The organism is Neptuniibacter sp. SY11_33 (genome assembly GCF_047778025.1).
Classification (GTDB): domain Bacteria; phylum Pseudomonadota; class Gammaproteobacteria; order Pseudomonadales; family Balneatricaceae; genus Neptuniibacter.
Map to the genome: position 1 here is coordinate 3,595,964 of NZ_CP180543.1, position 13,200 is coordinate 3,609,163.

Genomic DNA, 13,200 nt, shown 5'->3' on the forward strand with positions numbered 1-13,200 from the left:
TTTCTTAATCAACCAATCGTGTTATTAAGGTTATCAGGCTGGTCGGCTTTAGGTAAGCAAATACGGAACACTGCTCCACCTTGAGCATGATTTGAGACAGCCAGCTCCCCGCCCATGCTTTCAATAATACGGTGAGAGATCGACAAACCTAGTCCTAAGCCCTGACCCGCTTTTTTAGTGGTGTAGAAAGGTTCGAATACGCGATTCAACTCCTGCGACGGTATACCTGGTCCGAAATCTCGCACATTAAGGCTGATCTGTTGGTCTTGTTCCGACAAGCTGATATCCACAACCGGTTTGGCCTGATTTTCCATCGCTTGTAGCGCATTACTGATCAGGTTGACCAAGACCTGCTCCAAACGCACGGTATCGCCGAGCACATAGATCCGTTCCAGATCAGATGGCCAATTCACTTCAGCATCGATCTTGCTCAAACGGCCGTACATGATCGACATCGCGCCATCATGCACATTTTTAAGACAGACTGGCTCCACACCACCTGTCGTTTTGCGCGAAAACTCTTTCAGCGGGTGAATGATCTTCGCCATACGCTCGGTCAAACCGCTAATTTCGCTTAGGTTCTTCTCTACCGGTGCAGTCTTGCCTAACTCCATAAAGGCTTTGGCATTATCTGCATAAGTACGGATAGCCGTTAGAGGCTGATTCAGCTCGTGGTTGATACCTGCAGACATCTGACCAAGCACCGCCAACTTCGCCGTCTGAATCAGCTCATTTTGGGTGTTCTCGTGCTTAGCCACTTCGTCACGCAGTTTCAGGTTAGCATTGGTAAGATCTTCGGTACGCGCTGCAACCCTATGTTCTAGCAACTCTCGCGCACGTTTTAGCTCTTCTTCGTATTGCTTACGCTGAGTAATATCGTGAATGGTGACGATAAAGCGTTTCACCACGCCATAGTCCATATGACCGATAATCAGTTCAATAGGAAACTCAGAACCATCTTTACGCAGCCCTTGCGCCTCGGTATACAGTTCTTGCTGCCGGTCACTGTCTGGTGCCGTTAAGTGCTGCCAACAGAGTGCGCGATCGTTCTGAGAGAGGAATTTACTAAAATACTTGCTCCTCACCTCCTGTTCGTCATGACCAAACAGTTTTTCCGCCATTAAGTTCAAACTTTCAATCCGCCCTTGATCATCCAACGTGATCAAACCCGCTTGAGTATTATCAATGATCGCTCGTACACGCTGCTCGCTCGCTTCCAGCGCTTGGGTTTCTTTCAGCTTAAAACGTGCCCGCTCTCGAGTGATGCGCTGCCTCGTTAGTAACACTAAAACCAATAGAATAAGCGCTAGGAAGATAAAACCTGCGGTCAGAGCGGTATAAAACATCCGCACTTTAACCGCCTTTGTGCTCGCTAAGACCACTACGGTTAAACCACTGTTCGGTAGCTCTCTACTTTGCAGTAGAAATTCTCGTGGTCGAATGCCATCTAGGGCTTGGTTTTTAATCCGCTTTCCATCCACCAGCGTAATCAAACTCGCACCTTTTTCTTGTGGTGCACGCGAGATAATCTCTAATGCTGTAAGAGGATGGTCACCATAGCGCAAACTCTCCGATATACGCTGTAGGTCATCTTTGGTGAGCGGATGCAGGGTTCTGAACTTCCAATCTTCCCGGGTCGAGATAAAGATAACACCATCTTCATCGGTGACTAAGATATCAAGATCAGGGTCGGTCCAATCTGATTCGATTTCGTTTAAATCAATTTTTACAACCACGACCCCAATAATCTGGCTTCGCAGATAAACAGGATAAGAGAAATAGTAACCTCGTCGGTTCGATACGGAACCCAAGGCGAAATAGCGACCAGGTTTGCCTTTAATTGCATCTTGAAAGTAAGGGCGATAAGCGTAATTTTTCCCCATAAAGGAGTGAGCTTCCGCCCAGTTACTCGAGGCAATAGCCGTCCCATACTTGTCCATCAGATACACATCGGTCGCATGAATCGAATTATTCACGGATTCTAAATAGACACTGGCCTGCCCCGAAAGGAAAGCATCTTCTGGCTTAGCTAAGGCTTCAACCAACTTTGAGTGTGATGAGAGTAAAGCGGGGAGGTCTTTATAGCGATCGAGCTTCTGCTGTAGGCTCAACAGGTAACGATTGAGATCGGCACCGGAGCGCTGTTGTAGGGTTTGATAGCCTTGAGATTGACTTAGAAATGTAATCTGCCCAACCACCAACAGGAATGCAAAAGCCAATACGACAAAGAAAAGCAGCCGATACTGACGCCAGCGAAGTGATTGAGTCTGTGGCATAAAACCTAGCCTGTCTGTGCAAAAAGGGCTTTTATTAACGTAACTGCAAAAGAAATACTTAATTTCGTTAACATAGTCGCTCTATACTAAGGTATATATTCTTGAACGCCAAACATGGCTATAAGGATTAAGGAACCTGCGAACAATTCCTATACGACTTTGCTATCCCCTTTTATGGGGGGCAGGCTCCTAAATACATAACTATATTATTTGCGTAATCTGAAGAAGGGACTAATTACTCTTATGCTGAAACGAACCAAAATTGTAGCAACCTTGGGTCCATCCACCGATGAACCTGGTGTTTTGGAAGATATTTTAAGAAACGGCGTAAACACTGTACGCCTAAATTTCTCCCACGGTAGCGCGGATGACCACCGCCGTCGTGCCAGTGAGGTCCGTAAAGCAGCACGTAAACTGGGTTTATCTATCGCAATTTTAGGCGACCTACAGGGCCCTAAAATTCGTATCGCACGATTTAAAGACTCCAAGATTCAACTAGAAACTGGCGATACCTTTGTTCTGGATTCAGAACTAGGCAATGAAGATGGCGACCAAACCCAAGTCGGTATCGATTACAAAGCTCTGCCAGAAGATAGCCAAGCAGGCGATATCCTATTACTCGATGATGGCCGCGTTCAGTTAAAAGTCACTGCGGTTAACGGCTCTCGTATCGAAACCGAAGTTATCATTGGCGGCCCGCTATCCAACAACAAGGGTATTAACCGTCAAGGTGGAGGCCTTTCAGCAGCAGCCCTGACTGAGAAAGACCGTCGCGATATTAAAGTCGCTGGCGATATCGATATGGATTATATCGCGGTCTCTTTTCCTCGTAGCGCCGCAGACCTCAACGAAGCACGCGAGCTTTTAGATCACGCAGGAAGCCGTGCTGAGATTATCGCTAAGGTAGAACGCGCTGAAACTGTAGCTAGCAACGAAGCGCTGGATGAGATCATCCTAGCCTGCGATGGCATTATGGTAGCCCGTGGCGACCTAGGCGTAGAGATTGGCGATGCCGAGCTAATTGGCGTGCAGAAGCACCTAATCAAACGTTCTCGTGAGCTCAATCGTTTTGTGATCACTGCGACACAGATGATGGAAACCATGATCGACAACTCTATGCCGACCCGTGCTGAAGTGTTCGACGTTGCTAATGCTATTCTAGATGGTACCGATGCAGTAATGCTATCTGCGGAAACAGCGGCCGGTCAGCACCCAGTGGAAGTGGTTAAATCGATGACTTCGATCTGCCAAGGCGCTGAGAAACATCAGTTATCTCGCCCTGCTCCAACCAACATCACGCAAAAGCTGGAACGTTTCGACGAAACAATCGCACGTTCTGCGATGTATACGGCAAACAACTTGCTGGGTGTTAAAGCGATCATTTGTTTAACCGAATCAGGTTCCACTCCGCTGTGGATGTCACGTATCCGTTCAGGCTTACCTATTTTCGCAGTAACCCGGAATGAACGTACGATGCGCCGTACAGCACTGTACCGTGGTGTTGAGCCGATCTTCTTCGATGCAACACAGATCGAAAAAGAGAAGCTAAACGAAGAGATTCTAGCAGGCCTTAAAGCACGCAACCTTTTGCAGACGGGCGATCTAGTTATCCTGACCCGCGGAGCATCTCTCGGTGAAGATGGCGGCACCAACTCTATGCAGGTTTTAGCGGTTCAATAAGCCATGACGAGGGGAAGCAATTACTTCCCCTCAAACTTTTTTGAATGTAAAAAAGTGTATATACGGTTGCAGTTAGCCCCCAATTGACTTTAATTTACCAGTTGCACACTTTTGAGTGAGAGTAACTGTCACATGTTCCCCACCCCATTGCGGACTTTTTCCAGAAACAAGGCTGTTTCAGCCCTGTTAACCATTCTATTCTTCATCCCTACGCTGGCACATTCGAAAGCGATGCCCGTACGCGTCGAGGCAGCCATAGCAGAGCCATTTGAAGAAACACTAACGCTACACGGCACGTTGAAAGCAGAGCTATCCGCTAATCTATCCTTAGCCGCTGAAGGAATCGTTAAAAACCTTAGCGTGGATATTGGCAGTCAGGTCAAAAAAGATGATCTGATTCTGAACCTAGATGATGAAATAACCCGCCAGAACTTACTCAAATCCAAAGCGCAAACAACAGCAGCTCAAACACAGCTAAATGAAGCTTACCGTCAGTTGAAAGAGGGAGAGCTGCTGCGAAAGAAAAAACATATCGCACAAAATAAACTAATCTCTCTACGTGTCGCGCGTGATGTCGCTCGATCATATCTTTCCGCTGCAAAAGCTGAACAAGAACGCTTCCAACATGAGTTAGGCCAACACCAACTGCTTGCACCATTTGCCGGCATCATCACTGCTAAACAAACAGAAAAAGGTGAATGGCTAAGTAGCGGCAATCAAGCAGTGACTCTGGTCTCTCTAGATCAAATTCTCTTGGATGTGCAGATCCCGCAAGCCTATTTCGGTCGCATGCAAGAGATAACGACCATTACCATCTATCCCGATACCGCCCCTAATACCGCGATTGAAGGCTCGGTAAAAACAGTAGTGCCAGTGGGCTCGCAGCAAAGCAGAACATTCCTAACCCGCTTTAAACCCGTTCAAGCGAACCCGCTACTACTACCAGGCACATCAGCCAAACTAGCACTGAATTTTTCCAAAGAGCAAAACGTGGTGATGGTGTCGCGCGATGCTATTTTGCATCACGCAGATGATGGCAACAGTGTATTTATCGTGGTGGATGGTAAAGCTGAACGTAAACCGGTGAAATTAGGCAAGATCAAAGGCGATAAAATCCAGATCATTAAAGGGATCAATGCCAATGATCAGGTTGTTATACGCGGTAACGAGCTATTACGCGAAGGCGCAGAAGTCACTCTGCAACCTTAAGGTTTTCACAAGATTCTATAGAGGAATAAGTTGCCCATGCTAGGAGCAATTATTCAACAAGGCCGCCTTTTGGCCGTTCTGGTATTAATGCTGTGTTTATTAGGCGTAGTAGCGAGCCTAAAGATGCCGGTGCAGATGATCCCTGATCTAGATGCACAAGTGATTGAGATTGAGACACACTGGTCCGGGGCAACGCCTAGAGATATAGAACAAGAGATCTTGTTAGAGCAGGAACGTCATCTACGCACCTTGCCAAACCTCGCCTTTATGGAATCGGTCGCGTCCACGGGTAAAGCCGAGATCATTTTAGAGTTTCCACCCAAAACCAACCTTGATCAGGCGATGATCAAAGTCACCAACGCGCTTAATCAAGTGGCGGGCTACCCTGACAATGTCGACCAGCCGAGTGTAAGAATCAGCTCCTTTTCTGCTAATCCCTTCCTGTATTTCTCGGTGGTGCCTGAAGCGGGCAATCCATTTAATCTCGATATGGATATGACCAGCGATTTTATTGATCGTCAGGTACGTCCGGTGATGGAAAGGGTTCCGGGGGTTTCACAAGTCTCTATGCGCGGGAAAACCGAGCGCCAAATTCAGATCCATATTGAACCGGACCAACTTGCCCAACGCGGCCTAAGCATGGCTGACGTTAAAAGTGCGATCCAAACACGTAATCGGGATATTTCTGCAGGCGATATTGAAGAGGGTAAACGCCGCTACCTACTTCGTACCCAAGGTCGCTTCAATGACCTAGAGGAGCTAAGTAACCTCATTATCCGCCACGAGAATGGCGTTAGCACTTACCTGAAAGATGTTGCAGACATCAAACTCGATCACTATGAAACCAACGGTGCGGCTTATGTCGCTGGTGAGCGTGCAATCACTTTAGGGGTTCGTCGTGAACCCGGCGCAAATGTTATTCAGATTAAAGAGGATATGCTGAAAGCGGTCGATCAACTGCGCCGCGATGTCCTGCAACCAAACGGCATGCGGATTGAAAAGATCGGTGACGATGTTCGCTATGTAGAAGCCTCCATCAAAAGCGTAGTGCTAAACCTTTGCTTAGGTGCACTACTGGCTAGCCTTGTTCTATACGTATTTATGCGTTCTGGCCGCGCGACACTTTTCTGCCTACTTGGACTGCCAGTTTGTACCATCGCTGCGTTTATCGGCTTAATGATGTTCGGCCGCAGTATCAACGTGATCTCCTTAGCAGGAATCACCTTTGCGATCGGTATGACCCTCGACAACAGCATCGTGGTGCTCGAAAGCATCGAGCAGAAACTACGCCAAGGTATGGATCGAATTGAATCAGCCATAGCTGGGGTAAAAGAGGTGTGGACAGCAGTAATCGCTTCCAGTGCCACGACCGTTTTAGTCTTTACGCCGATCTTTTTTGTCGAGCAGGAAGCCGGACAACTCTACTCTGATATCGCAATTACCGTCTCCGCCTCAATCTTAGCCTCTATGTTGTTTGCACTGTTTGTTGTCCCTTCTGCCTGCGCGTTCTTTGGTTTATCGACTAAATCGGACGAAAAGCAATATCAGCAAGGCAAAATCATGCAGCTGATCACTTGGCTAAATGATGGTTTCAAACGCCGGATAACGGTCATTGCACTGAGCACCTTCGCGACCCTAGGTTTAGCTATTGCTTTTATGCCAGCTGCGGAATACCTACCCGAAGGTGAAGAACCAAAGTCATTTTCAATGATGTTTGCCCCTGCCGGTTACAGCCACAAAGAGATGTCGCAGATTGGTGCCGAGGTGAAAGAGAAAGTCGATCTGGCCGTACAACAGCAACCTGAAGACTACACCCCAGAACAAGGCATGATTCCGGCGCTGCGTTATTACCTCCTCTATATTGGTTCGGGTTCAGTGTGGTTGCTGAGCGAACCTAAAGATTATGACCACTTAGACCCTATGATGAAGGAGATTACCCAGCTCTTTACCAGCTATCCGGGTATGCGCGCCTTTTCTTCGCGGGGTTCGATTATCTCTAGTAACCAAGGCGGCACCCGTACGGTAGTGCTAAATGTTTCCGGTGCCGATCAACAAGCACTCTTCACCACCGCGCAAAATGTGATGACTCGCGCGAAGGAGATGTTTGATAACCCACGTTTGGATTCAGAACCAAAATCGCTCTCGTTAGATCAACCTCTGATTCAGATTCTACCGAAGTGGCAAAGACTGGCTGAATTAGGGATCAAAGCCGAAGATTTTGGCATCGCCGTGGCCGCGTTCAGTGATGGCGCTTATGTCGGTGAGTTTATCGATGGCGACAAGAAAGTCGATATGCTGCTCTACAGCCAACTCAATGCAGCAAAGAGCATTGAGCTACTCAGCCAAACACCAATTTCTGTTCCGGGTGGCGGTGTTCTCCCTCTATCGGCACTGGCCGAGATTAAAGAGACCGTCGCAAGTGAAGATATTCGTCGTATCGAAGGTAGGCGTACCGTCTCCGTTTACATACTGCCACCACCAACCGTGGCACTGGAAACAGCAGTTGAGAAAGTACGAACCGAATTAATTCCTATGATGAAGACAGAAGGTGAAATCCTACCCAAAGTCAGCATCAGTATTTCCGGTGCTGCTGATCAACTGGATGCGACCCAAACCGCGTTATTTAATAACTTTATCGTCGCGGCATTGCTGATCTACCTGCTACTGGTCGTAATTTTGTCCCACTGGAGTTATCCAAGCCTTATCCTCACCACCGTGCCTTTAGGCATCGCAGGTGGCGTTGTCGGTTTAGTCGCTGCCAATATGCTCGGTGAACTTCTGCAACAAACCGGCTTGCCGGGCTTCTACCAAGCCTTCGATATGATCACTATGCTAGGTTTTGTAATCCTTCTCGGGACCGTGGTTAACAACCCAATCCTAATCGTCTGCCAAGCGCGGGATAACCTACACTTAGGCAAAACATCTATCGTAGACGCGGTTAACCAAGCCGTCGCCAAGCGACTCAAGCCGATTCTCATGTCCACAGTCACAACCGTATTTGGATTGGCACCCTTGGTCTTTATTCCAGGCGCGGGTACCGAGCTGTATCGAGGCGTAGGTATCGTAGTGATGATGGGGATTCTGTTCTCCGTGATCATCACCCTTGGCTTCTTACCATGCTTGCTCATCTGCTGGTTCCAGTTACAACAACGTTTTGGCAAGCAGAAAATAGAAGAAACCGCATAATCAGAGGGGCCAATAATGGCTCCTAATCTGATAACTTAGCGAGCGGATTGAATTAATTGAGGCATTTTAGGTCGAAAGCGCAAACTAACTGTTTCGTTGCAGCAATTTAATATTCCCTCAATTATAATGTTGCCCCTCAACGAGTGACTTTAAGGATCGACTTTTGTCTTCAGCACTAGAACAAAAGCTAGATTGGCTTAACCAAGCAGGCCATTCAGGGCTGCTAACCCAGCTACAACACGGTATAGAAAAGGAAGGCTTACGTGTTGATGATCAAAGCAGATTAGCTCAAACATCTCATCCGCAAGCTCTGGGTTCTGCTCTCACTCACGCTCATATCACCACTGATTACTCGGAAGCGTTACTGGAATTTATTACGCCCGTTTTCGAGAAATCCTCTGATGCCTTGAACTTCCTTGCAGATCTTCATCGCTATACCTATCAGAAACTCGATAAAGAGCAGATCTGGCCAGCCAGCATGCCATGTTTGTTGCCGCCAGAAAAAGAGATCCCAATCGCTCGTTACGGCTCATCTAACGTCGGTCAGATGAAATACATCTACCGCGTAGGTTTGGAGCATCGCTATGGTAAAGTGATGCAGACCATTGCCGGCATTCATTACAATTTCTCGCTCCCTGAAGCATTCTGGCCGCTTTACCATAATTTTTCAGGCAGTGAACTGTCACTACAAGATTTCCGATCAGCTGCGTATTTCGGCCTGATCAGAAATTTCCGTCGTTACTCTTGGCTACTGATCTATCTTTTTGGTGCATCTCCAGCTTTATGTAGCTCTTTCCTCAAAGGTAAGAAGCACAACCTAGAAGAGATGGGCAAAGGTACATTGTATCTGCCTTATGCCACTTCATTGCGTATGAGCGACCTTGGCTACTCCAACAAAGCTCAAGCTAGCCTAAATATCTGCTTTAACCATCTAGATACCTACGCAAAATCTCTAGAAAGCGCGATCCGTACACCTTATCAGCAATACGAAGATATCGGCGTCAAAGTAGACGGTGAATATCGACAACTAAACACTAATGTTTTGCAGATCGAGAACGAATACTACAGTGATATTCGTCCTAAGCGCGTTACAGAATCCGGTGAAAAACCGATCCATGCTCTAATGTCTAAGGGCGTGGAATATATCGAAGTACGTAATACCGATATCAATCCATTCCTACCTCTAGGTATCGATCAGACCCAAGCCGATTTCTTGGATCTGTTCTTGGTAACCTGCCTACTGATGGACGATAGCGAGATCAGCAATGCCGAGTGTGAACAGATTCAAGATAACCACCAGCAGGTGGTTACTCGCGGTCGTGAACCTGGTCTAACGCTAATTAACAATGATCAAGCAGTTACCTTGAAGGATTGGGGTATCGAACTTCTCACCGAAATGGAGAAAACTGCAGCGCTGTTTGATCAAGCACACGGCAACAGTCAATTTAGCGAAGCGATTAAAGCTCAAAAAGCTAAGTTGCTGGATCCTGAACTAACGCCATCGGCGCAAGTACTTAAAGATATGCAGGAGCAGAACTTCGACCACGGTGATTTTGTGATGCAACAAGCACAGCGCCATAAAGAAGCTCTTCTATCCGAAGCACCTTCGACAGAGATGGCAGCGATGTTGGAAGAACTAAGCCAAAGCTCTCTTGTAGAACAACAGCAAATTGAAGCGGCTGATCAGCCAGACTTTGATGCCTACTTAGCGGACTATATGGCGAACTAAATACCCGCCCTATATTGCACCCATAAAAAAAGCAGGACACCGAAGTGGCCTGCTTTTTTTGTTTTCGAATAGTGTTATTGCACTACGAAACTAGTAAAGAACAGGTCAGATACAAAACCTTCACCCTCTTCTTCTACCAAGATATTTTGTACTTTCTTCAGTGCTTTCTTCGCTAGTTCTTGCTGTAGCTCGACTGTACCAACCGTGTCATCAGTCTGAGCACTTAGCAGAAATACAATATCATTACGGATATGCGCCATATGATGGTTTACCGCATGGTGCGCCGCTTCACTTGATACCTGAATCGTTACTTCACATTTCAGGAAGCGCGTTTTACCTACACCACCAAAATTGGTTACAAACGCTTTTAATTCGATGTAATTAACATAGTCATCGGCAGTCTTCTGTTCATCACCTTCTGCCCAAGTCAGTTGTACAGAAAAAGCCAAAAAAATAAATAAAACCAGTCGCTTAAGCATTGTTCGCCTCAGTCATTCGTCTTCAATAGCAGCAGTATAGCGCGCTATTTCCAGCCCCAACAGGGGCTGACGGACAAAAAGTTAACCCTGTTTGACCCTGTTCTATATCAAAGCGGTCGAAAAAACTATTTTTTACCATAAGGACGGTTGCACCCTGAATCAGCTTAGGAATATGATGAGCGAAAGGGTACTAACAAATAGAAATGGTAAATCACCTTTCAATTGAATTTACCAACCCTGTCTACATGGTAGGAAAGGAGCGCAGGATGTTAGAGAAATGCAAAAATGCTAAAGAGCGCTGGGGCGGTGTAAGCGAGATCATCGATTCTTGGCTTGAAGAACGTCAGATGCTGATCAGCCAATTTGTCCATCTGCCTGAGCATCACATCAACGAAGAGCTAAACAATAAGGCTCAAGGCTTTTGCCAAACGTTGATGGATTATCTCTCCTCTGGACACTTTGAGGTCTATGAGCAGTTGCTATTGGAAGGCAGCGACTTCAATGATGGCAGCCTTGAGGAAGGCCAGTCATTACTACCTAAAATTCAAGTAAGTACGGATATTGCGCTAGATTTTAACGACGATTTTAATAATCTTCTTGATCCTACAGTGCAGCAGATCCGTGAATTTTCCGAACGTTTATCTAAACTTGGAGAAGCACTGGAAGAACGCTTCGAACTCGAAGATAAAATGATTGCCGTGCTTCATACCTCCCACAGAGAAGCAGTAGAAGGATAAAATTAATGCGCTATGGGTTTTGCAAACTGCTACTGGCTGGCAGTATCCTCGGATTAACTGGCTGCGGTGGCGGTGATGACCCAAGTTTGTGGAAGGAATATGCACTTAGCGGCGCATATTCTGCAGCGCTATCCGAAAATGGCTCCCATAGCGTTATAGGTTCTTTTAACCACGGCGGTAGCCTTTGGCAGAGCAGCAATCACGAGCGCCTGTTCAACTGGAACCATAAACAGGGCGATTTCTCTATTATCGCAGCCACGGCATTCTCTCCTGAGGGAACCTATGCCGCAACGGCCAATCAGCAAGACCTCGTCCTCTGGGATGTAAAAACGGGTAAACCTGAGTGGTTTTGGAGCTCCCCTGCTGAGATCATGCAGATGGATCTCTCCCCGAATGGTGATTTTGCGCTGCTTGGCCTCGCCGATCACACAGCTGTGTATTTTGATGTTAAAAACGGCGGTGTCCAACGCACCCTACGTCATGAAGCTCGCGTACGCAGTGTTGATCTCAGTGATGATGGCACATTGGCCCTAACCGGTTCCGACGCTTACAAAGCGAAGCTATGGAGCATGCAGACCGGTGAAATGCTGCGTGAACTAGAGTTTGGCAATGTAGTTGATACTGTCGCGATATCTCCCAATGCTCAATACGCCTTCAGCGCTAGCAGCTTAGATAAAGCGGTTATTTGGGATGTTAATAGCGGTAAAGAGCTACACGTTTTAAGCAATATCAAAGATTTACTACAAAAACGCGTCAGTTACCTAAGCGCGCGTTTTTCATCAGATAACTCCAAGCTATTAACTGGCACCGCAGCGGGCTTAGTGCAGCTTTGGGATGTAAAAACCGGTGCAGAACTTCGCACATGGCGAATTCATAAGCGTGACCCATACGGTCCGGTACATGCCGGTGTATACGCAGTGGCATTTGGTCAGGGTAAATATTATGCCATTGGTTCGAACGGAATCATGAATGAGCTGAAATAAGGTACTAAACCTATTTCAGGACCGGACAATCCAACAAAAAGGCCGATGCATCACAGCATCGGCCTTTTAAATTCAAATCACGCTAAGAAGTGATTACTTCGTCTCTGCTTCAGCAGATTCGTTTGCACCTGGGTTAATTTCCAGAAGCTCAACTTCAAAGATAAGTGTTTCATTTGGACCAATTGCATTACCCATACCACCTGGGCCGTATGCTAGATCAGCAGGGATAACCAAACGTGCTTTACCGCCTTCTTTGATCATCTGTAGACCTTCAGTCCAACCAGGGATTACACCGTTCAATGGGAAAGATACAGGCTCGTTTCGAGAGAACGAGCTATCGAACTCTTCCCCGTTAATTAGCGTTCCACGGTAGTGTACTTTTACTGTGTCAGCAGCTGTTGGCGACTTGCCTTTACCTGCAGTTAGCTCTTCGTACTGAAGGCCAGACTCAGTTGTTTTAACGCCTTTCTTCTTACCATTTTCAGCGAGGTATTTTTTACCCGCTTCAAGGTTGTCAGAACTTAATTTTGCAATTTTTTCCTGCTGCTCTTCCATCTGTTTTTTCTGGAAAGCAGTCATCACTTCGCGTACCTGATCAGGTGACAGCTTTGGCTCTTTATCACCATAAGTTGTTTTAGCAGCTTCAAGGAACGCATCAAAATCAACATTAGGGATCGTCTTAAGCTGTTCACCAACCATTAGACCCACACTGTAGCTAACTTTCTGCTCTTCAGTTTTCAGTTCCACAGCGGAAACCATTGGAGATACCATCGCGGCACCTAGAGCAACCGCCAGCAAAGTTTGTTTCATGCTAAATATCCTTGTTTAAAATCTTTGGAATCAGCGCGCCTTTTGCGGCAGCTATCCTATCAATTGAGATAAACCTACAAGTTACAACAGGCTTTATTAGTCCCTGATTAA

General features: G+C 46.7%; 9 protein-coding genes. 6 read left to right on the forward strand and 3 right to left on the reverse strand.

Annotated elements, in window-relative coordinates:
• Positions 1-8: 8 nt before the first annotated feature.
• Positions 9-2,276 carry an ATP-binding protein gene (locus ACMXYV_RS17130; protein WP_415889616.1) on the reverse strand — a complete coding sequence of 756 codons (2,268 nt, stop codon included), beginning with the start codon at positions 2,274-2,276 and terminating at the stop codon, positions 9-11.
• A 243-nt stretch (positions 2,277-2,519) separates the two neighbouring features.
• Between ACMXYV_RS17130 and pyk the strand changes: the two genes are divergently transcribed.
• The 4 genes from pyk to gshA all read left to right on the forward strand — a co-directional run bounded on the left by pyk (position 2,520) and on the right by gshA (position 10,080).
• Positions 2,520-3,956, forward strand: coding sequence for a pyruvate kinase (gene pyk / locus ACMXYV_RS17135; protein WP_415889617.1), 1,437 nt, complete (start codon positions 2,520-2,522; stop codon positions 3,954-3,956).
• Positions 3,957-4,187: 231 nt separating this feature from the next.
• The gene (locus ACMXYV_RS17140; protein WP_415889618.1) at positions 4,188-5,165 is read left to right on the forward strand and encodes an efflux RND transporter periplasmic adaptor subunit; all 978 of its coding nucleotides are present in this window, start codon (positions 4,188-4,190) and stop codon (positions 5,163-5,165) included.
• 36 nt (positions 5,166-5,201) lie between these two features.
• The gene (locus ACMXYV_RS17145; RefSeq protein ID WP_415889619.1) at positions 5,202-8,351 is read left to right on the forward strand and encodes an efflux RND transporter permease subunit; all 3,150 of its coding nucleotides are present in this window, start codon (positions 5,202-5,204) and stop codon (positions 8,349-8,351) included.
• A 163-nt stretch (positions 8,352-8,514) separates the two neighbouring features.
• Entirely contained in the window at positions 8,515-10,080 is a 1,566-nt protein-coding gene (gene gshA, locus ACMXYV_RS17150; protein WP_415889620.1) for a glutamate--cysteine ligase, read from the forward strand.
• A gap of 74 nt (positions 10,081-10,154) precedes the next feature.
• On the opposite strand, the gene ACMXYV_RS17155 is transcribed toward gshA, so the two are convergent.
• A complete protein-coding gene (locus ACMXYV_RS17155) occupies positions 10,155-10,559 on the reverse strand; it encodes a flagellar basal body-associated FliL family protein (protein ID WP_415882830.1) in 405 nt (134 codons plus the stop codon).
• A 266-nt stretch (positions 10,560-10,825) separates the two neighbouring features.
• On the opposite strand from ACMXYV_RS17155, the gene rsd reads away from it, so the two are divergent.
• The gene (gene rsd, locus ACMXYV_RS17160; RefSeq protein ID WP_415889621.1) at positions 10,826-11,296 is read left to right on the forward strand and encodes a sigma D regulator; all 471 of its coding nucleotides are present in this window, start codon (positions 10,826-10,828) and stop codon (positions 11,294-11,296) included.
• A 5-nt stretch (positions 11,297-11,301) separates the two neighbouring features.
• Complete coding sequence (locus tag ACMXYV_RS17165) at positions 11,302-12,279, forward strand: WD40 repeat domain-containing protein (protein ID WP_415889622.1); 978 nt, start codon at positions 11,302-11,304, stop codon at positions 12,277-12,279.
• Positions 12,280-12,372: 93 nt separating this feature from the next.
• On the opposite strand, the gene ACMXYV_RS17170 is transcribed toward ACMXYV_RS17165, so the two are convergent.
• Complete coding sequence (locus tag ACMXYV_RS17170; protein ID WP_415889623.1) at positions 12,373-13,089, reverse strand: FKBP-type peptidyl-prolyl cis-trans isomerase; 717 nt, start codon at positions 13,087-13,089, stop codon at positions 12,373-12,375.
• Positions 13,090-13,200 lie beyond the last annotated feature (111 nt).